Origin of the sequence: Streptomyces inusitatus (assembly GCF_014651115.1) — a bacterium.
Classification (GTDB): Bacteria; Actinomycetota; Actinomycetes; order Streptomycetales; family Streptomycetaceae; genus Streptomyces; species Streptomyces amakusaensis.
The window spans coordinates 74,761-95,424 of sequence record NZ_BMWG01000012.1 but is presented as its reverse complement, the minus strand read 5'-3'; the positions used below and the strand labels follow the sequence as shown (position 1 = coordinate 95,424).

The following is a 20,664-nucleotide window of genomic DNA, read 5'->3' as shown; positions in this document are numbered from 1 at the left end:
GTGGACCCGCGGACTGTCGACATGGTACGTATGAGCCTCGACGTTATACGTAACACCTCGGCCCGGGCCGGGGAGAGGGGGGCGGGGCGTGGTGTCTGAAGCCACCGGAACCGGCGAAGCGACCGGGGCCGTCGGGAACACCGGGGACGGCGGAGACGGCGGGGACGGCGGAGGCACCGGGATCGGCGGATACGCGGACATCCTCAGGGCCCCGCACGCCGCACGGCTGCTCGCCGGCACGCTGGTGGGGCGGCTGCCCCACGCCACGGGCCCGATCGCCATCGTGCTGTTCACCCGGGCCGAGGGCGGCGGCTACACCCTCGCGGGCGCGCTCGCCGCCGTGTACGGCACAGCCACCGCGATCGGGCAGCCGCTGCTCGGGCGCGCCGTGGACCTGCGCGGACAGCTCCGGGTCCAGCTCCCCGCCGCGGTGGTGTCCGCGCTGGGCATGGTGGTGCTGGCCGTCGCGGGGATCGGCTCGCTGCCCCTCGCGTACGCGGCGGTCTTCGTCGCCGGGCTGTTCACCCCGCCCCTCGAAGGAGGGCTGCGGGCGCTGTGGCCGAGCGTGCTGGGTCGCACGGACCGGGTGCACCGGGCCTATGCCCTGGACGCGGTCGCCCAGGAGATCATGTTCACCGCGGGGCCGCTGCTGATCACCCTGTTCGTCTCGCTCTGGTCCGCCGGGGCGGCGCTGCTGGCGATCAACGCGATCGGGGTGCTCGGCGCGCTCGTCGTCGTCCTCTCCGAGCCGTCCCGCGCCTGGCGCTCGGCCCCCCGGGAGGCCCACTGGCTGGGCGCGCTGCGCTCGGGCGGGCTGCTGGCCCTGCTGGGGTCGTTCTTCTTCGTGGGGCTCGCGCTCGGCTCCATCACCGTCGCGGGCGTCGCCTACGCGGACGACCACGGCCGGGACGCGATCTACGGCTGGCTGCTGGCCGCCCTGAGCCTCGGCGCGCTGATCGGGGGCGTGTTCTACGGGGCCCGCCGCTGGGCCGGCCCCCCGGAGCGCCGGCTGCTGGTCATCGTGGCCCTGCTCGCGGTCGGCTATCTGCCGCTGGCGCTGACGCCCGGCGTCGTCGCCATGACGGCCCTGGCCGCTCTCGCCGGGCTCTTCCTCGCCCCCGCGATCGCCTGCGCTTTCGTCGTCGTGGACCGGCACGCGCCGCGCGGCACGGTCACCGAGGCGTTCTCCTGGCTGGTGACCACCTTCGGCGTGGGCGCGGCCGCGGGCACCGCCGCCGCGGGCCCCGCCGTGGAACTGGGCTCCACCTCGTGGGGCTTCGCGGTCGCCGGGGCCGGCGGAATCCTCGCCCTGCTCGTTCTGACGGCCACTCAGAAGACCCTCGCCGGACCGGGCCGCGCGGTGGACGTCGCCCGCTCCATTCCGGACCCGCCGGCGCGATCAGCCGAAAATGATCGCAATGGTGCCGCCGAACCCGGTTTCAGCTCAGGCCCTGAGGCGTAATGTTCAGACATGGACCGCCGCATTTTCGGGCTGGAGAACGAGTACGGCGTCACGTGCACGTTCAGGGGACAGCGCCGACTGTCACCTGACGAAGTGGCGCGCTACCTCTTCCGCCGAGTTGTCTCATGGGGCCGCAGCAGCAATGTCTTCCTGCGGAACGGCGCCCGCCTCTACCTCGACGTGGGATCGCATCCCGAATACGCGACACCGGAATGCGACAACGTGACCGAGCTGGTCACTCACGACAAGGCCGGAGAGCGGATTCTCGAAGGTCTGCTCGTCGACGCCGAACGCCGCCTGCACGAGGAGGGAATCGCGGGCGACGTCTATCTCTTCAAGAACAACACCGATTCGGCGGGAAACTCCTACGGCTGCCACGAGAACTATCTCGTCGCCCGCCACGGAGAGTTCTCCCGGCTCGCGGACATCCTCATCCCCTTCCTCGTCACCCGCCAGCTGCTCTGCGGCGCGGGCAAGGTGCTCCAGACCCCCCGCGGCGCGGTCTACTGCGTCAGTCAGCGGGCCGAGCACATCTGGGAGGGCGTCAGCTCGGCGACCACCCGGTCCCGTCCCATCATCAACACCCGGGACGAGCCGCACGCGGACGCCGAGCGCTACCGCCGACTCCATGTCATCGTCGGCGACTCCAACATGTCCGAGACCACGATGCTGCTCAAGGTCGGCGCCACCGATCTGGTGCTGCGCATGATCGAGGCGGGCACCGTGATGCGCGATCTGACCCTGGAGAACCCGATCCGGGCGATCCGCGAGGTCAGCCACGACATCACCGGGCAGCGCAAGGTGCGCCTCGCCAGCGGCCGCGAGGCCTCCGCCCTGGAGGTCCAGCGGGAGTACTACGAGAAGGCCGTCGACTTCGTCGACCGGCGCGGCATCCGCACCGGCACGGTCGAGCAGGTGCTGGAGCTGTGGGGCCGCACCCTCGACGCGATCGAGGCCGAGGACCTGGACCGGATCGGCACCGAGATCGACTGGGTCATGAAGTACAAGCTCATCGAGCGGTACCGGGCCAAGCACAACATGACCATGTCGCACCCCCGGGTCGCCCAGATAGACCTCGCCTACCACGACATCCACCGCCGGCGCGGGCTGTACTACCTCCTGGAGCGCAGGGGCCAGGCCGCGCGGATCTGCAACGACCTCAAGATCTTCGAGGGCAAGTCGGTGCCCCCGCAGACCACCAGGGCCCGGCTGCGCGGCGACTTCATCCGCCGGGCGCAGGAGCAGCGGCGGGACTTCACCGTCGACTGGGTCCACCTCAAGCTCAACGACCAGGCGCAGCGCACGGTGCTCTGCAAGGATCCGTTCCGTTCGGTCGACGACCGGGTGGAGAAGCTGATCGCCGGCATGTAGCCGTCCGATCCCCTCAGGGCGGCCCGGCCGGTGGGCACATGAGTGCCACAGGTCGCCGGAACGTCACCCGGGCCCCGTACGTTGCTCGTGCGGGGCCCTCGGCACGCCCTAGAGTGTCGGGGACTCCGGGGGGTGTCGTGTGGTGGGGACTGCGCCGACGCCGCAGTCCCCACCACACGACACCCCCTCCACCCCGACGTCTGATGATCTGAGGAACACGTGCGCCGAATCGCCGGCCTTCTTGTCGTCCCCGCGCTGCTCTTGTCGACAGCGGCGTGCGGCAGCGAGGAAAAGGGCTCCGACTCCAGCCCCTCCCAGGGCGGACTGCCCGCCATCACCGAAGGCGCCAAGTTCGGTGAGAAGCCGACGCTGGCGAAGGGCGAGGGCACCCCGCCCAAAAAGCTGAAGGTCGAGGTCATCAGCGCGGGCAAGGGCGCGGTCCTCAAGAAGGGCGACCAGGCCCAGGTGAACTACCTCGGCCAGGAGTGGGACGAGAACAAGCCTTTCGACAACAGCTTCGACCGGGGTCAGCCCTTCGACGTGGCCATCGGCGGCCAGGGCGTCATCCAGGGCTGGCAGGAGGCTCTGAAGGGCCAGAAGGTCGGCAGCCGTCTGGAGGTCTCGATCCCGCCGGACCTCGGCTACGGCGCGCAGGGCCAGGGCGACATCAAGGCCAACGCGACGCTCGTCTTCGTCATGGACATCGTCAAGGGCACCACCGTCCCGGTCTCCGCCGACGGCGCGGAGGTCCCCCAGAACGACACCGCGCTCCCGAAGGTGGGCACCAACACCGACGGCAAGGCCCCCTCGGTGACCATCCCCAAGACGGACGCGCCGAAGAAGCTGGTCTCCAACTACGTGCTGGAGGGCAAGGGCCCCGAGGTGACCGACAAGGACACCGTCGTCGCCAAGTACGAGGCGTACATCTGGAAGGACGCCAAGCAGTTCGACAGCACCTACAAGTCGGACTCCACCGTCAGCTGGCCGCTGGCCCAGGTGACCGTCGAGGGCCTCAAGGAGGGGCTGATCGGCAAGAAGGTGGGCAGCAGGGTGCTGCTGGTGATCCCCTCCGACAAGGCCTTCGGAGACAAGGACCAGAACGGCATCCCCAAGAACTCCACCCTGGTCTTCGCGGTGGATCTGCTCGCGAAGGCCTGATCCGGCCGGGAGCGCGGCGGCCACGCCGGACTCGGCCCCCGGCCGGGCGAGGTGCGAGACTGTCCCGGTTGCCCGTACACCGTTTTACGAGGAGCAGTATCAGTGAGCATCGAGAAGCCCGAGATCGACTTCCCGGAAGGCAACCCGCCGGCCGACCTGGAGATCAAGGATCTCTGGGAGGGCGATGGCGCGGAGGCCAAGGCCGGTGACCTTGTCACCGTCCACTACGTGGGTGTCTCCTTCTCCACGGGCGAGGAGTTCGACGCGTCCTGGAACCGCGGCGAGACGTTCAAGTTCCCGCTCGGCGCCGGTCGCGTCATCGCCGGCTGGGACCAGGGTGTCCAGGGCATGAAGGTCGGCGGCCGCCGTCGGCTGACCATCCCCGCGCACCTCGGCTACGGCGACCGCGGCGCGGGTGCCGCGATCAAGCCGGGCGAGACGCTGATCTTCGTCGTCGACCTGATCTCGACCTGATCCCGGTCCGATCCGGTCCGCCGGGGCCCATGCTCTTCTCGGGAGCATGGGCCTCGGCTTTTGTCCCGACACCCCGGGGCGGTACGGTCGGCGGTGCGGAAGCGACTCAAGCAGAAGAGGTGCAGGGCGTCGATGGCCATTGCCAAGGCCGAGCGGCTGATGAATCTGGCGCTGTGCCTGCTCGGGACGCGCCGCCCGCTCAGCAAGCGTGAGCTGCGCGGGTCCATCGAGGCCTATCTGGAAGCGGGCTCGGACGAAGCCTTCAACCGGATGTTCGAGCGCGACAAGGACGATCTCCGCGAACTCGGCCTCGTCATCGCCACGGTGGAGAACCTCGACGGCGAGGTGGGCTATCTCGCCCGCCGCGACAGCAACCGGCTGCCCCCGATCACCCTGGACGCCGAGGAGGCCGCAGCCCTCGGGCTGGCCGCCCGGGTCTGGCAGCAGGCCAGACTGGCGGGGGCCGCGAGCGGCGCCCTCCAGAAGCTGCGCGCGGCCGGGATGCCCGAGGCGGAGGACGCCTACGACCTCCCGTACAGCGCCCTGGAACCCCGGATCCCGGTCCATGAGACCGCCTTCGAACCGCTGATGCTCGCCTGCCGCGACCGCAGGACCGTGGTCTTCGACTACCGCAAGGCGACCGCCGCCCGCCCCGAGCAGCGCCAGGTGGAGCCCTGGACGCTGGAGTGCTGGCGCGGCCACTGGTATCTGGCGGGCTGGGACCGCGACCGGCGGGCCGAGCGCGTCTTCCGGCTCTCCCGCATCACCGGCCGGGTCCGCTCCCGCGCCGGGGCCTTCACCGCGCCCGTACCCGATGTGGTGACCGTCCGGGAGACCGTCGAGAGCTGGGCCGGCGAGACCGCCACCCGGACCGCGCGGATCCGGCTGCGCGCCGGCAGCGGCTATCCGCTGCGCGCCCGTGCCCAGTCGGTGCGGGAGCTGGCCGGCGGCTGGGAGGAGCTGGAGATTCCGTACGGGCACGGGCTGGACGCCTGGCTCGTGGAGTTCGGCCCCGATGTGGTGGTCGTGGAGCCCGCTGATCTGCGGGCCGATGTCATGGAGCGGCTGCGCGCCGTGGCCAAGGGCTGAGGGGAGTCGGACCATGGCCGCCAACGCCATTGACCAGACCCGGCGGATGCTGTCGCTGGTGACCTATCTGCGGGAGCGCCCCGGGGCCCGGGTGGGCGATGTCGCCCGTGCCTTCGGCATCACCGAGGACGAGCTGATCTCCGATCTCGATGTGCTGCCCATGTGCGGGACGAGCTTCCGCGGCGGCGATCTGCTCGACATCGACACCGACGGCGACCGGATCTGGTGGCACAACCCCGACGACGTCGCCGAGCCGCTGCGGCTCGCCGCCGACGAGGCGACCGCGCTGCTGGTCGCCGCGCGCGCGGTGGCCACCCTGCCCGGGCTGCGCGAGGGCGACCGGGAGGCGCTGCTGCGGGCCACCGCCAAGCTGGAGACGGCGGCGGGCGAGGCGGCCGGGGCCTCCTCCCGGCTCTCGGTGACCTTCGAGTCCGAGGGCGGTGTCTTCGCCGAGGTGGACCGGGCGATCTCGGAGCGGCGGCGGCTGTGGGTGCGGTACTACTCGCCCGCGCGCGACGAGCTGACCGAGCGCGAGGTCGACCCGATCCGGCTCTTCGCCGTCGGCCACACCTATATGGAGGCCTGGTGCCGGCTCTCCGAGGCGCGCCGGACCTTCCGGCTCGACCGGGTCGCCGAGATCAGACTGCTGGACGCGCCGTCCGCGCCGCCCGAGGTCGAGCTGCGGGACCTCTCCGAGGGGCTGGTCCAGCCCTCGGCCGACGATCCCGAGGTGATCGTGGAGGTCGGGCCCGCGGGCCGCTGGGTCGCGGAGTACTACCCGCACGACAGCGCGGACGAGCTGCCCGACGGCGGTCTGCGCATCACCCTGCGGACCCCGTCCCCCGCCTTGCTGCGCAGGCTCGCGCTCCGGCTCGGCCAGGACGGACGGATCGTCGCCCCCGCCGAACTGGCGCTCAGCGCCCGGGACGCGGCCCGGCAGGCGCTGGCCGCCTACGAGGACAAGGGCCTTGAGGAGGCGGGCGGCGGCGGGACCGCGCCCGTCGCCGGGGCGCACGGCTGATGCCCGACGAACTCGACGAACTCGACGAAGGGGCGTACGCGGCCGGGGCCGGCCGTGACGCTGTCGCCCGGACGGGCGGGGAGAGGGAGGCGTACCGCACATGTCGCTGATTTCAGGGATCGCGTCCTCGGTCGGCCCGGTGCTCTTCAAGGCCGCCTGCCCCGACTGCCGGGCCCGCTTCGAACTGGCCGCGGAGGCGCTGCGGCTGGCGATCGGAGCCAGCCACCGCACCACCTTCTACTCCTTCACCTGCCCCGAGTGCGGCTCCGCCGTGCGCAAGCCGGCCGGAGAGCGGATCGTCGAACTCCTCACCGGCGGCGGGGTCCGCACCCTCCGTCTCACTCCCGGCTCCGGAACGGTCTAGGTTTCCCTCCCATGCTCTGGCCCATGCTCGCCGTCGCCCTCGGCTTCCTCGGCATCGCCGTCCTCGGTCTGCTCGGCATCAGGGTCTTCATCGAGGCCCGGCGCCTCGGTCTGGAGGTCGCCCGGACGACGGAGCGGATCAACCGCGCGGCGGAGGATCTGGAGCGGGCGGCGACCGGACTGGCGCGCACCGGGGAGACGCTCCGCCCCTGATCCGGGACTCGCCGTGTGCATGGCCAATACAGAAGGTGGTCATTGCACCCTGCTGTGGCGTGCGAGTGACCGGTACCCTGAGGTGCGGCGGCACAGGTGATGAGGCACCACCCGCCGACGGGAGTTGCCAGGGGGTTGCCCCCTGTTTACCCCCGGGAGTTACGATCGAACGGCTGTGGTGTGGTACCTCCATGCCCCGGCCGACAGCACAGACCATGCCGCCACGGTGAGAAGGTAGACCAGAATTATGCCGAACCTCGGTCCGTTGGAGATTGTTCTCATCCTCCTCGTCGTCATCCTGCTCTTCGGCGCGAAGAAGCTTCCGGACATGGCGCGCTCCCTGGGGAAGTCCGCGCGCATCCTGAAGAGCGAGGCCCGGCAGATGAAGTCCGAGGGCGGCCAGAGCGCCGCCGCGCCCGCAGAGCCCAAGGCACAGGACCCGGTCCAGCCGGCTCCCCGTACGATCCAGGCCTCGCCGGGCGATGTGCAGAGCGCCCGCCCCGTCGCCGAGCCCACCGACTCCGCCCAGCGCTGACCACCCGGGCCGCCTCTCCTCGACGGAGGGCGGTCTGCCGCATGAGATGAGGACGTGGGTTGCTCAAGCCTGCCCGCTCGAAGAGCCCGGAGAAGGACCCCGAGGGGCGGATGCCACTCGCCGAGCACCTGCGCGAGCTGCGTAACCGGCTCGCCAAGGGACTGCTGGCGATCGTCGTCATGAGCATCATCGCGGTCTTCTACAACAAGCAGCTGATGGACTTCCTCGCCGCGCCCGTCCCGGCGTGCGAGAAGGGCCAGTCCAACGCCGGCGGCCAGTGCGCCGAGATCGTCTTCAACAAACTCCTGTCGCCGTTCACCACCACCATCAAGGTCACACTGCTGGCCGGCTTCGTCCTCTCCTGCCCGGTCTGGCTCTACCAGCTCTGGGCGTTCGTCGCGCCCGGTCTGCACAAGAGCGAGAAGAAGTACACGTACTACTTCGTCACCGCGGCCGTCCCGCTCTTCCTGTCCGGCGCCTACCTCGCCTACCTGATCATGCCGATCAGCTTCGAGATGCTGCTGAAGATCACCCCGGACGCGGCGGGCAACCTGCTCGAACTGGACGACGTCCTCGACTTCTCCGTCCGTATGGTGCTCGTCTTCGGCCTCGCCTTCGAGCTGCCACTCATCCTGATCATGCTGAATCTGGTCGGCCTGGTCACCGGCCGCCGCATGTCCGGATGGTGGCGGGGCGTGATCATGGGCGTCTTCGTCTTCGGCGCGATCGCCACGCCGACCACGGACCCCATCGGCATGATCGCCCTCTCCGGGCCGATCGTCGTCCTCTACTTCGCCGCCGTGGGCTTCTCCCTGCTCAACGACAAGCGCCGTGCGCGCCGCGACCCCGACGCCGCCCTCGACGACGACGAGGCGTCCCCGCTCGACCTCGACACCGAGCCGGTCACCGCCGGACACTCCCTCCCGGAGCAGTCGAAGGGCGAGTCGGACGGAGCGCGCACCCACCGGGTCAACGGCTACGACGACATCACCTGAGCCCGGGCGTCAGCCCGAGCGCGCATCGTACATACGGACCATGGGACCGGAGGGCATGCCCTCCGGTCCCATGGTCATGATCCCGCGGTGCAGTAACGTCACGCGGGTGACCAGCCAGATCACCCTCTTCGTCAACCCCACCGCCGGACGCGGCAGAGGCGCGTCGGCCGCCCGCCCGGCGGCCGACGCGCTGCGCGGGGCCGGATTCTCCGTGCGCACCGTCCTCGGCGAGGACGCCCCCGACGCGCTCCGCCGCGCCCGCGAAGCAGTCGACGCGGGCACCGGCGCGCTCATAGCCGTCGGCGGCGACGGCCTGATGTCGCTCGCCCTCCAGGCCGTCGCCGGGACCGGTACCCCGCTCGGAGTGGTCGCGGTCGGCACCGGCAACGACTTCGCCCGCTCGCTCGGACTGCCGGTCAAGGACCCCGCCCGCGCCGGGCGACTGGCCGCCGAGGCGCTCACCGCGGGCACGGTCCGCACGATCGACCTGGGGCGGGTGGGGACGAAATGGTTCGGCACGATACTCGCCTCCGGCTTCGACTCCCGCGTCAACGACCGGGGCAACCGGATGCGGCTGCCCGGCGGCCGGTTCCGCTACGACCTGGCGATGCTCGCCGAACTGGCGGCGCTGCGCCCCGTCCCGTACCGGATCGCACTCGACGACGGGCCGGTACGGGAGATCGAGGCCACGCTGGTGGCGGTCGGCAACGGGCCCCTGTACGGCGGCGGGATGCGGATGTGCGCCGGGGCCGTGATGGACGACGGCCTCCTCGATGTGACGGTGGTCGCCGGCTGTGACCGCAGGACCCTGCTCCGGGTCTTCCCCCAGGTCTACCGGGGGACGCACCTGGACCACCCCAAGGTCACCGTCCACCGGGCCCGCTCGGTGACGCTGCGGGCCCCCGGGATCACCGGATACGCGGACGGGGAGCCGGTCGGGGCGCTGCCGCTGACCGCCCGGTGCGTGCCCGGCGCGGTGGGGGTGCTGGCGGCCACCCGATGAACAGGCATTTAAGTCCGCGCTGACTGTCGTACCTCTTGGGTAGGCTCGTGAGCAAGATGACCGAGGATCTCTCACCCGCCGAGCGCTATGCCGCCGCCCGCATCCGCGCAGCAGAGGCGGCCACCGCACTGGCCCCCTTCCGCGAGATGTACGAATTCGACCTGGACCCCTTCCAGATCGAAGCCTGTCAGGCCCTGGAAGCGGGCAGGGGCGTGCTTGTCGCCGCGCCCACCGGCTCAGGGAAGACCATCGTCGGCGAGTTCGCCGTCCACCTCGCCCTCCAGCAGGGCCGCAAATGCTTCTACACCACCCCCATCAAGGCGCTCTCCAACCAGAAGTACACCGATCTCGTCAAGCGCTACGGCGCGGACAAGGTCGGCCTCCTCACCGGTGACAACAGCGTCAACGCCGACGCTCCGGTGGTCGTCATGACCACCGAGGTGCTGCGCAACATGCTGTACGCGGGCTCCCAGGCGCTCCGCGGCCTCGGCCATGTGGTGATGGACGAGGTGCACTACCTCTCCGACCGCTTCCGGGGCGCGGTCTGGGAGGAAGTGATCATTCACCTGCCCGAGTCGGTGACGCTGGTGTCGCTCTCGGCGACCGTGTCCAACGCGGAGGAGTTCGGCGACTGGCTGGACACCGTCCGCGGCGACACCGCCGTGATCGTCTCCGAGCACCGGCCCGTCCCGCTGTGGCAGCACGTGATGGCCGGCCGCCGGATGTACGACCTCTTCGAGGAGGAGAGCGACCACGGCGGGCGCGGCACCGCCCGCCGCGAGGTCAGCCCCGATCTCGTCCGGCTGGCCCGGATGGAGAACCAGCGCGGCTACAACCCCCGCGACCGGCGGCGCGGCAAGATGGTCCGCGAGGCCGACCGGGAGCGGGAGCGCCGCCAGCGCGGCCGGATCTGGACCCCCGGCCGCCCCGAGGTCATCGACCGGCTCGACGCGGAGGGGCTGCTGCCCGCGATCACCTTCATCTTCAGCCGGGCCGGCTGCGAGGCCGCCGTACAGCAGTGCCTCCACGCCGGGCTGCGGCTGAACAACGACGCGGCGCGGGCCCGGGTCCGGGAGATCGTGGAGGAGCGCACCTCCGCCATCCCCACCGAGGATCTCCATGTCCTCGGCTACTACGAGTGGCTGGAGGGCCTGGAGCGCGGGATCGCCGCGCACCACGCCGGAATGCTGCCGACCTTCAAGGAGGTCGTGGAGGAGCTGTTCGTCCGGGGCCTGGTCAAGGCCGTCTTCGCCACCGAGACCCTCGCCCTCGGCATCAATATGCCGGCGCGCTCGGTGGTGCTGGAGAAGCTCGTCAAGTGGAACGGCGAGCAGCACGCGGACATCACCCCCGGCGAGTACACCCAGCTCACCGGCCGGGCCGGCCGCCGCGGCATCGACGTCGAGGGCCACGCGGTCGTGCTGTGGCAGCGGGCGATGGACCCGGCCGCCCTCGCGGGCCTGGCCGGGACGCGGACGTACCCGCTGCGCTCCAGCTTCAAGCCCTCGTACAACATGGCCGTCAATCTCGTGCACCAGTTCGGCCGCCATCGCTCGCGCGAGCTGCTGGAGACCTCGTTCGCACAGTTCCAGGCGGACCGCTCGGTCGTCGGCATCTCCCGCCAGGTCCAGAAGAACGAAGCCGGTCTGGACGGCTACCGCGAGGGCATGACCTGCCACCTCGGGGACTTCGAGGAGTACGCGCGGCTCCGCCGCGACCTCAAGGACCGGGAGACGGAGCTGGCCAAGCAGGGCGCGGCCCAGCGCAGGGCCGCCGCCGCCGACTCGCTGGAGAAGCTCCGGCCCGGCGATGTCATCCACGTCCCCACCGGCAAGTTCGCCGGGCTGGCGCTCGTCCTCGACCCCGGCGTCCCCGCCGGGCGGACCGGCGGCCATCGGGGCTTCGACTACCACGACGGGCCCCGGCCCCTGGTGCTCACCGCCGAGCGGCAGGTCAAGCGGCTGGCGGCGATCGACTTCCCGGTGCCGGTGGAGACGCTGGAGCGGATGCGGATCCCCAAGTCGTTCAACGCGCGCTCGCCGCAGTCACGGCGCGATCTGGCGTCCGCGCTGCGCACCAAGGCCGGTCACATCGTGCCCGACCGGCACCGCAAGTCCCGTTCCGCCGCCGCCGACGACCGGGAGATCTCCCGGCTAAGGGCGGAGCTGCGGGCGCACCCCTGCCACGGCTGTGACGAGCGTGAGGACCATGCCCGCTGGGCGGAGCGCTTCTACCGGCTGAAGCGGGACACCCAGCAGCTGGAGCGCCGGATCGAGGGGCGCACCAATACGATCGCGCGCACCTTCGACCGGATCGTGGCGCTGCTGACGGAGCTGGACTATCTCCGCGAGGACGAGGTCACCGAGCACGGCCGGCGGCTGGCCCGGCTCTACGGCGAGCTGGACCTGCTGGCCAGCGAGTGTCTGCGCGAGGGGGTCTGGGAGGGGCTGAGCCCGGCCGAGCTGGCGGCCTGCGCCTCGGCGCTGGTCTTTGAAGCGCGCCAGTCGGACGACGCGGTGGCCCCGAAGATCCCCGGCGGGAAGGCGAAGACGGCGCTCGGCGAGATGGTCCGCATCTGGGGCCGGCTCGACGCCCTGGAGGAGGACTTCAAGATCAACCAGGCGGAGGGCGTGGGCCAGCGGGAGCCGGACCTGGGCTTCGCGTGGGCCGCGTACCAGTGGGCCTCGGACAAGGGGCTGGACGAGGTGCTCCGCGAGGCGGAGATGCCGGCGGGGGACTTTGTGCGCTGGTCGAAGCAGGTGATCGACGTTCTCGGGCAGATCGCTGCCGCGGCTCCGGCGGAGAGCGGGACGGTGGCGAGGAACGCGAGGAGGGCGGTGGACGCGCTGCGGAGGGGTGTGGTGTCGTACAGCTCGGTGGGGTGAGCGCAGGGGCCTGCGGCCCGTGCTTGGGGAGGGTCCTGAATTGGCGGGCCTGCCCGAGCGGGGCCACGGGGCGCGGGGTCCGTCCTCAAGCGCCGGACGGGCTGGGATTTGGCTGCCTCGTGCGGGCCCCTGGGGTGCGGGGGCCGTCCTCGGTCTCCCGCTGGGCTTCGCCCGGGCGGGGGTGGTCCCGCACTGGGACGTCGGAATCGGGGCGGTTCCACTGCTGCGTTCGAGTGGCGGGAGGTCGAATCGGGCTCGGATGCCCGGTTGGCCGCATGACGGAGCCCCCGGCCCGGGAGCGGGCGGGGGGCTCTTGGGGCGGCCGGGTGGGTCAGGCGGCCTGCTGCTGTTCCTGTTCGCGTTCGACCTGGTCGTTCCATTCGCGCTTGACCTGGCGCCAGGCCTCGTCGGTCTTGCCGAGGCGCCAGTAGCCGGAGATGGAGAGGTGCTCGCGCGGGATCTGGCGCTCCAGGCGCAGATGGCGGCGCAGCTCCTTCACGAATCCGGCTTCGCCGTGGACGAAGGCGTGGATCCGGCCCTCGGGGAATTCGAGGTTCTTCACGGCGGTCACCAGGGACTCGCCGGCGGGGCGGCCGGACCGGTGGAGCCAGGTGACGCCGACGCCGTCCGGGGTGATGATCTTCTGCTCGTCGGCGGCGTCCTCGATCTCGACGAAGGCGTGCACTCGCGCGCCCTCGGGCATGTTCTCCAGGGCGGCGGCGATCGCGGGCAGCGCGCTCTCGTCGCCCACCAGCAGATGCCAGTCGGCCGCCGGGTCCGGCGCGTATCCTCCGGCGGGGCCGAGGATCCAGAGGGTGTCGCCGGGCCGGGCGCGCCCGGCCCAGGGGCCGGCCAGCCCCTCGTCCCCGTGGACGACGAAGTCGATCGTCAGCTCGTTGCGGTCGCCGTCCCAGCGCCGCACGGTGTAGGTGCGGTTGGCGGGCCACTGCTCGCGCGGGAACTCCGCCCGGACCCGGTCGATGTCGAACGGCGAGGGGTAGCTGACGCCCTCCTGGGCGAAGAGCAGCTTCACATAGCTGTCGGTGTGGCCCTCCACATCGAATCCGTTCAGCCCCTCACCGCCCAGAACGACACGGACCATGTGCGGCGTGAGCCGCTCGGTGCGGACCACGGCCGCCTCGAAGGACGTCGGTACCTGTGCCGATTGGTCTGCCACGGCGGCCTCCCTGTATTGGTTACATTCGCTTAGGCTTACCTAAGTTAGCACCTCGTGGGGCCAATCTCGCCTCAGGGAAACCAGCCTTCTCACCGGCGAAGAGTGGCCAGCAATCGCTGTAGTGCCCCGCCCAGCCCCCAGCGCGCGGCCAGTTCCTCCAGCGTCTCGGGATCGCGGGGCTCGTCCGGGAGCGCCGGGTCGAAGGCGGGCAGCGGTACGTCCGGGGCCACGCGGACCACCTTCGGCGCGACCGCCACATAGGCCCGGGCCTCGTCCAGCCGCTTGCGCTGCGAGGGTGTCAGCCTGGCCGCCGGATCGTCGACCGCGGCCATGATCCCGGCGAGATCGCCGAACGCGTCGAGCAGCTTCGCGGCCGTCTTCTCGCCGATGCCGGGCACCCCCGGCAGCCCGTCGCTCGGATCCCCGCGCAGCAGCGCCAGATCCACGTATCCCGGCCCGTCCACCCCGTACCGCTCGCGCAGCCACGCCTCGTCCGTGAGCTGGAGCGTCCCCACTCCCTTCAGCGGGTACAGCACCCGGCGGCCGCGCGCGTCGTCGACGAGCTGGAAGAGATCGCGGTCGCCGGTGACGATGTCCACCGGCCCCCGCGCGCGTGCGGTGAGCGTGCCGATCACATCGTCGGCCTCGTAGCCGTCGGCCCCGATCCGGGCGATCCCGATCGCGTCCAGCACCGCCGCGATCACCGGGACCTGCGGTGCGAGGGTGTCCGGGGTCTCCTCCTCGTCGGGGCCCGACTCGGTCTCCACCGCGACGCGGTGCGCCTTGTACGAGGGGATCAGATCGACCCGCCACTGTGGCCGCCAGTCGTTGTCCCAGCAGGCCACCAGATCGTCCGGATGGTGGTCCTGGACCAGTCGGGTGATGAATTCCAGCAGCCCGCGCACCGCGTTGACCGGGGTGCCGTCCGGGGCGCGGACCGAGTCGGGGACCCCGAAATAGGCCCGGAAGTAGAGGGAGGCGGTGTCGAGGAGCATCAGGCGTCGCGTCACCCCCCGATCATGCCGTACCCCGCCGGCGGTCATCCGGCAGCCGGTCCGCGCCCGTCCCGTGCCCGCCCCGCACCCGTTCCTTGCCCGTCCCGTACCGGCCCCCGGGCCCGCCCCGTACCCGCCGGATGTCTGTGAAGTGGGTCACTGTCGCGTTTGCCCGGTAAGAGCGGGGGCAGGCGCGGCAGCGGAGCCGCCCCCCGCCGTCCACCGTGACGCGCCGGGGTGCGCGGGCGGAACCCGCCGGGCTCCGCGGTTCGCTGGCCAGGGTGCGGCGGACCGCTTTTCGGTTCAACGCGTGAGGTATATGTGTCCAGGCTCCAGGCCGAGCACCTCTACAAGGTGTTCGGAAGACGACCCGAGGAAGCGATCCAGCGGCTGGAAGGGGGAGCCGACCGCGACGAACTGCGCGCCGAAGGCACGACCGCGGCCGTGGTCGACGCCTCGTTCACCGTCGAGCCGGGACAGATCTTCGTCGTCATGGGCCTCTCCGGGTCCGGCAAGTCCACCCTGCTGCGCATGCTCAACGGACTCCTCGCCCCCACCTCGGGCCGGGTCCTCTTCGACGGCCAGGATCTGACCGCCCTGACCGGGGGCGAGCTGCGCGCCGTACGCTCCCGCAGGATCAGCATGGTCTTCCAGCACTTCGCCCTCTTCCCGCACCGCAGCGTGCGGGAGAACGCCGCGTACGGCCTGGAGGTGCAGGGCGTCCCGCGCGCCGAGCGCGACCACCGGGCCGCCGAGGCGCTCGCCCTGGCCGGCCTCGCGGGCTGGGAGGACTCCTGGCCCGACGAGCTGTCCGGCGGTATGCAGCAGCGCGTCGGCCTGGCCCGGGCGCTCGCCACGGACGCCGATCTGCTGCTGATGGACGAGTCCTTCAGCGCGCTCGACCCGCTGATCCGCCGCGATATGCAGGACCAGCTCCTCCAGCTCCAGAAGACCCTGAAGAAGACCATCGTCTTCATCACCCACGACCTCAACGAGGCCATGCGCCTCGGCGACCGGATCGCGGTGATGCGCGACGGCCGGATCGTCCAGCTTGGCAGTGCCGAGGACATCCTCGTCACCCCCGCCGACGACTACGTCGCCTCCTTCACCCAGGACGTCGACCGCTCCCGGGTGCTGACGGCGGGCGCGATCATGGCCGATCCGGAGACCGTCCTGGGCGAGGGTCCGGAGCGCCGGAGCGCCGAGGACGTCCTCGCCGCCGCTCCCGCCACCGTGCGGGCCGACACGCCGATCATCGAACTCTTCACCCCCTGCTCCACCGGCGAGGCCCCGGTCGCCGTCGTCGACGGCACGGGCGCCCTCACCGGCGTCGTCCCCCGCGCCAGGCTGCTCGCCGTCCTCGGCGAGCCGATGACCCCCTCGTCCGCGCCGGAGACCGGACCGCCGGCCGCCGCGGCGCCCGCCCCCGTCGACCGCACCCCGGCCCCGGCCCCGGCCGAGGCCGAGGCCAAGGCGGTGGCCCGTGCCTAGGCTCAACATCGGCGACTGGGTCGACAGCGGAGTCGACTGGCTCCGCCTCCACCTGGAGTGGCTGTTCGACGCGGTCAGCGCCGTCGTCACCGGAATGTACGACGGCATCGACGCGGCCCTCTCCGCGCCCGAACCCCTGCTCTTCGCGGGCGTCCTCGCCATCGCCGCCTGGTGGCTGCGCGGGCTGCTCGCCGGAGTCCTCGCCTTCGCCGGGTTCGCGCTGATCGACTCCATCCAGCTCTGGGACGACGCCATGTCGACCCTCTCGCTGGTCCTCGTAGCCACCCTCGTCACCCTGGCGATTGCCGTGCCGCTCGGCGTCTGGGCCTCCCGCTCCACGACCGTGAGCGCGGTCGTCCGGCCGGTGCTGGACTTCATGCAGACGATGCCCGCCATGGTCTATCTGATCCCCGGCATCATCTTCTTCGGCGTCGGCGTGGTCCCCGGCATCATCGCCACCATCGTCTTCGCCCTGCCGCCCGGCGTGCGCATGACCGAGCTGGGCATCCGCCAGGTCGACAAGGAACTCGTCGAGGCCGCCGAGGCCTTCGGCACCACCCCGCGCGACACCCTCTTCCGGGTCCAGCTCCCGCTGGCCCTGCCCACCATCATGGCCGGGGTCAACCAGGTCATCATGCTGGGCCTGTCCATGGTGGTCATCGCGGGCATGGTCGGCGGCGGCGGCCTCGGCGGCGCGGTCTACCGCGCCATCGGCAACGTCGACATCGGCCTCGGCTTCGAGGCGGGCGTCTCCATCGTCATCCTCGCCATGTACCTGGACCGGATGACCGGCGAACTCGGCCGCCAGGTCTCCCCGCTCGGCCGCCGCGCCGCCGCCCGGGCCGTCGCCGCCTCCGGCCGCCCCCGGCTCAGGGACTACCGTCCGCGGCCCGCCGTCGCGCTCACCGGAGCGGTCGTCCTCGCCCTCGTCGCGGGCGGCATCGGAATCTTCGGCACCGAGAAGTCCGGCCGCCCCGCGGGCGCGGCCGACATCGGCAAGGGCCGCCAGGTCACCATCGGCTACATCCCCTGGGACGAGGGCATCGCCTCCACCTTCCTCTGGAAGGAGGTGCTGGAGCGGCGCGGCTTCGAGGTCGAGACCAAGCAGCTGGAGGCCGGGGCGCTCTACACCGGTCTGGCCGGCGGGCAGCTCGACTTCCAGACGGACGGCTGGCTGCCCGTCACCCACGCCCAGTACTGGAAGAAGTACGGCGACCGGCTGGAAGACCTCGGATCCTGGTACGGCCCCACCTCGCTGGAACTGGCCGTCCCGTCCTATGTGGACGGCATCGACTCCCTCGCCGACCTCAAGGGGCAGTCGGGGAAGTTCAAGGGCCGGATCATCGGCATCGAGCCGAGCGCCGGAATGATGGGACTGCTCGACGACAAGGTCCTCGACGCCTACGGCCTCGGCGACGAGTACGAGGTCGTCGACGGCTCCACCCCCGGCATGCTCGCCGAGCTGAAGCGGGCGTACCAGAAGAAGGAACCGATCGTGACCACCCTCTGGTCGCCGCACTGGGCCTACAGCACCTACGACCTGAAGAAGCTCAAGGACCCCGAGGGGGCCTGGGGCAAGGGCGACGGCGTCCACACCATCGCCCGTAAGGGCTTCGCCGCCGACCAGCCCGAGATCAGCCGCTGGCTGAAGGACTTCACCATGACCGAGAAGCAGCTCACCAGCCTGGAGGCGCTGATCCAGCGGGCGGGCACCGGCGAGGAGCAGCACGCCGTACGCGCGTGGCTGAAGGAGAACCCCGAGGTCGAGGGGGAGAGGCCCCCGCGGGGGGGGCCCCCCCCGCGCAACGGGCCCCCGGGGGGGCGCCCCCCGGGGAGGGGGGGACCCGCCCCGTCCGGTTTTCGCCCCCCCGCCAGTCCCCACCGGCCCCCCACCTGCCCTCCGCGGGCTCCCGCGGCCCCCGTCCGGTGCGCCGTATGCGCGCGGCCGGAGCCGGAAGCTGCGTATGGTGAGACAGGACCAGGAAGGGGAGCCGGGCGCATGGACGCGAAGGACGGCAAGGACCCGAAGGAGACCGAGCGTCTTCGCGTGGGCGCCGCCGTGCGCAGACGCCGCCGGGCGCTCGATCTCACGCTCGCCGCGGTCGCCGAGCGCAGCGGCCTCTCCGTGCCCTTCCTCAGCCAGGTCGAGAACGAACGGGCCCGGCCCAGCACCCGCTCCCTCCAGCGCGTGGCCGACGCCCTGGAGACCACCGTCGGACGGCTCGTCGAGGCCTCCGACGCGGCACGGACCATCGCCGTCGTCCGGGCCCCCGCCGACACCGAGGACGATCTGGTCTACGCGCGGCGCACCCGCAGGCTGGTCCGGGGCAGGCACCAGCTGGAAGCCCTGGAGTTCACCGGCGAGTACGACACCGAGGGCGAGTTCCAGCACCGCAACGACGAGATGATGTACGTCGCCGACGGCGCGGTCGAGGTCGAGGCCGAGGGCCGCGCCCACCGCCTCGGCCGCGGTGACACCCTGTTCCTCTCCGGTGGCGTACGGCACCGCTGGCGCGCCACCGTCCCCGAGACCCGCCTCGTCGTCGTCACCGTCGCCGACCACATCGTCGAAACCCCCGCCGACACCACCCGCTGACCATGCGCGTCGTCTCCCTGGTGCCCTCGCTCACCGAGGCCGTCGCCGTCAGCGCGCCGGGGCTGCTCGTCGGCGCGACCGACTGGTGCGAGCACCCCGCCGGTCTCGACGTCGTACGGGTCAGAGGCACCAAGAATCCGGACCTCGCCGCCGTCCTCGCGCTGAAACCCGATCTGGTGATCGCCAACGAGGAGGAGAACCGGCCCCAGGACCTCGACGCCCTGCGCGCCGCCGGAGCCCCCGTCCTGGTGACCGAGATACGCGACCTCGCGCAGGCCTTCCGCGAACTGGAACGCGTCCTCGTCGACGGCTGCCGGCTCCTCCGCCCACGCTGGCTCGACACCGCCGAGGAGGCGTGGGCGGCCGTCCGCCCCCTGGCCGACCCGCCGGTCCCCGCCGTGGTGCCGATCTGGCGGCGGCCCTGGATGGTGCTCGGCCGGGACACCTTCGCCGGGGATCTGCTCGCCCGGCTCGGGATACGGAATGTGTACGCGGCCCACCCCGAGCGTTACCCCCGCATCCCCCTGGAGCGGCTGCGCGACAGCGGGGCCGCGCTGGTGGCCCTCCCCGACGAGCCGTACCGCTTCACCGCCGACGACGGCCCCGAGGCCTTCCCCGGGCTGCCCCCGGCGCTGCTCAGCGGCCGGCATCTCACCTGGTACGGCCCCTCCCTCACCGAGGCGCCCGCCGTCATCGGGGCGGCACTGCGGGCAGCGCTCCCGCCAGCACACCGCGCGCGGTACGCCAGCCCGCCACCGCCCAGGCCGTGACCAGCAGCGCGTACAGAACGGCCGCCAGCGCGGTGAACACCGACAGGCCGGTACGGTCCGCGAGCCCCGCAGCGCCCGTCACACAGGTGCCCACCGGGAAGGTGAAGGCCCACCACCCCATCGTGAACGGCATGCCGCGCCGCAGCGCCCGTACGGTGAGTGCGCCCGCGAGCGCCAGCCACAGCAGCGCGAACCCCATCACCGGCACGCCGTAGACCACCGACAGGGCCGTCAGACCAGAGCCGTACGGGGAACCGGAACCGGCCCCCGCCATATTGCTCAGCGCGGTGGTCGACTGCCCCAGCGGCCCGAGGACCAGGAACAGCGAAGGGGTGAGCGCGAGCGGCGGCGGACCGCCGTGGACCAGCCGGGAGAAGACCAGCGGCAAGATCATCAGCGTCGCCAGCAGCGTCATCCCGAACAGCGCGCCGCTCGCTGCCAGCACCGTCTCCCGCCACCGTCCGGTCGGCAGCAGCGGGAGCGAGGAGGCCGCCACCATCGGCGCGACCACCGGCAGCAGCCACACCGGGGACGCGCCGCCCGGCTCGATCCGGTGCCGTACGACCATCAGATACGGCACCCCCAGCGCCACGGCGACCGCGCCGGCCGTGCCCGCCGTGAAGAGCGCGAACGCCAGCGCCGTGGCCGCGCTCTCCCCGATCAGCTCCCGGCCCGCCGTGAGACCCGCCGTCCCCACCGCCAGCAGCGCCATCGGCGCACAGCCGTAGAACGGGGCCACCGAGGGGTCGAGCAGATCGGCCCGGGCCTGATCGCGGTGGCGCAGCCAGTGCCCCGCCCGCCCGGCCAGCACCAGGACCAGCAGCACGGCGGAGATCGCCCACACAGCCCCCAGCGCCGGGCGCGCGCCGGGCACCGGGAGGGCCGCGCCCGCCGTCGCCACGACGGCGGTGCCCATCACGGTCGCGTACCAGTTGGGGGCGAGCCCGCGCAGCGCCGCCGGACGTCTTACGGAGAGCGCCTGAGGGCCTGGGCCGATGCGTACGGCGGTGGTCATGCCCCCACTCTCGGACGCGCCGGGGGCCCGCGCCAGGAGCCCCCGGGCTAT

Annotated in this window: 18 protein-coding genes; 15 read left to right on the top strand and 3 right to left on the bottom strand. The window is 71.9% G+C overall.

The window, feature by feature from the left end; translation table 11 throughout:
- Positions 1-181: 181 nt before the first annotated feature.
- The 12 genes from IE247_RS19315 (at position 182) to IE247_RS19260 (ending at position 12,569) form a co-directional block, all read left to right on the top strand.
- On the top strand, positions 182-1,462 hold the full coding sequence (locus tag IE247_RS19315) for an MFS transporter (protein ID WP_190124525.1): 1,281 nt from the start codon (positions 182-184) through the stop codon (positions 1,460-1,462).
- Between the two features lie 9 nt (positions 1,463-1,471).
- A complete protein-coding gene (gene pafA / locus IE247_RS19310; protein WP_190124426.1) occupies positions 1,472-2,833 on the top strand; it encodes a Pup--protein ligase in 1,362 nt (453 codons plus the stop codon).
- Between the two features lie 219 nt (positions 2,834-3,052).
- Complete coding sequence (locus tag IE247_RS19305; protein WP_190124425.1) at positions 3,053-3,991, top strand: FKBP-type peptidyl-prolyl cis-trans isomerase; 939 nt, start codon at positions 3,053-3,055, stop codon at positions 3,989-3,991.
- 102 nt (positions 3,992-4,093) lie between these two features.
- Entirely contained in the window at positions 4,094-4,465 is a 372-nt protein-coding gene (locus IE247_RS19300) for an FKBP-type peptidyl-prolyl cis-trans isomerase (RefSeq protein WP_190124424.1), read from the top strand.
- Between the two features lie 132 nt (positions 4,466-4,597).
- Entirely contained in the window at positions 4,598-5,554 is a 957-nt protein-coding gene (locus IE247_RS19295; protein WP_190124423.1) for a helix-turn-helix transcriptional regulator, read from the top strand.
- 13 nt (positions 5,555-5,567) lie between these two features.
- Positions 5,568-6,575, top strand: coding sequence for a helix-turn-helix transcriptional regulator (locus IE247_RS19290; protein ID WP_190124422.1), 1,008 nt, complete (start codon positions 5,568-5,570; stop codon positions 6,573-6,575).
- A gap of 100 nt (positions 6,576-6,675) precedes the next feature.
- Positions 6,676-6,939, top strand: coding sequence for a hypothetical protein (locus tag IE247_RS19285; protein WP_190124421.1), 264 nt, complete (start codon positions 6,676-6,678; stop codon positions 6,937-6,939).
- Between the two features lie 11 nt (positions 6,940-6,950).
- Positions 6,951-7,151 carry a hypothetical protein gene (locus IE247_RS19280; RefSeq protein WP_190124420.1) on the top strand — a complete coding sequence of 67 codons (201 nt, stop codon included), beginning with the start codon at positions 6,951-6,953 and terminating at the stop codon, positions 7,149-7,151.
- Positions 7,152-7,398: 247 nt separating this feature from the next.
- Positions 7,399-7,686: a Sec-independent protein translocase subunit TatA gene (tatA, locus tag IE247_RS19275; RefSeq protein ID WP_190124419.1), complete on the top strand. Its 288-nt coding sequence runs from the start codon at positions 7,399-7,401 to the stop codon at positions 7,684-7,686.
- Between the two features lie 110 nt (positions 7,687-7,796).
- A complete protein-coding gene (gene tatC / locus IE247_RS19270) occupies positions 7,797-8,681 on the top strand; it encodes a twin-arginine translocase subunit TatC (protein WP_190124524.1) in 885 nt (294 codons plus the stop codon).
- A 106-nt stretch (positions 8,682-8,787) separates the two neighbouring features.
- Positions 8,788-9,684 (top strand): diacylglycerol kinase, encoded by an 897-nt coding sequence (locus IE247_RS19265; protein WP_190124418.1) that lies wholly within the window; start codon positions 8,788-8,790, stop codon positions 9,682-9,684.
- Positions 9,685-9,740: 56 nt separating this feature from the next.
- Positions 9,741-12,569 (top strand): DEAD/DEAH box helicase, encoded by a 2,829-nt coding sequence (locus IE247_RS19260; RefSeq protein ID WP_190124523.1) that lies wholly within the window; start codon positions 9,741-9,743, stop codon positions 12,567-12,569.
- 331 nt (positions 12,570-12,900) lie between these two features.
- On the opposite strand, the gene IE247_RS19255 is transcribed toward IE247_RS19260, so the two are convergent.
- Positions 12,901-13,746 carry a siderophore-interacting protein gene (locus IE247_RS19255; protein ID WP_190124417.1) on the bottom strand — a complete coding sequence of 282 codons (846 nt, stop codon included), beginning with the start codon at positions 13,744-13,746 and terminating at the stop codon, positions 12,901-12,903.
- An 89-nt stretch (positions 13,747-13,835) separates the two neighbouring features.
- Entirely contained in the window at positions 13,836-14,741 is a 906-nt protein-coding gene (locus IE247_RS19250; protein ID WP_190124522.1) for a 5'-3' exonuclease, read from the bottom strand.
- Positions 14,742-15,062: 321 nt separating this feature from the next.
- On the opposite strand from IE247_RS19250, the gene IE247_RS19245 reads away from it, so the two are divergent.
- From IE247_RS19245 to IE247_RS19235, 3 genes are read left to right on the top strand one after another with little or no spacing between them, the layout of a single operon-like run.
- Positions 15,063-16,232: a quaternary amine ABC transporter ATP-binding protein gene (locus IE247_RS19245; protein WP_190124416.1), complete on the top strand. Its 1,170-nt coding sequence runs from the start codon at positions 15,063-15,065 to the stop codon at positions 16,230-16,232.
- Entirely contained in the window at positions 16,225-18,828 is a 2,604-nt protein-coding gene (locus IE247_RS19240) for a glycine betaine ABC transporter substrate-binding protein (protein WP_190124415.1), read from the top strand. Before IE247_RS19245 ends, IE247_RS19240 begins: the two co-directional genes overlap by 8 nt.
- 2 nt (positions 18,829-18,830) lie before the next feature.
- On the top strand, positions 18,831-19,598 hold the full coding sequence (locus tag IE247_RS19235) for a helical backbone metal receptor (protein ID WP_190124414.1): 768 nt from the start codon (positions 18,831-18,833) through the stop codon (positions 19,596-19,598).
- Here IE247_RS19235 and IE247_RS19230 read toward each other — a convergent pair.
- Positions 19,519-20,613 (bottom strand): SLAC1 family transporter, encoded by a 1,095-nt coding sequence (locus IE247_RS19230; protein WP_190124413.1) that lies wholly within the window; start codon positions 20,611-20,613, stop codon positions 19,519-19,521. The two genes, IE247_RS19235 and IE247_RS19230, sit on opposite strands and share 80 nt — an antisense overlap.
- Positions 20,614-20,664 lie beyond the last annotated feature (51 nt).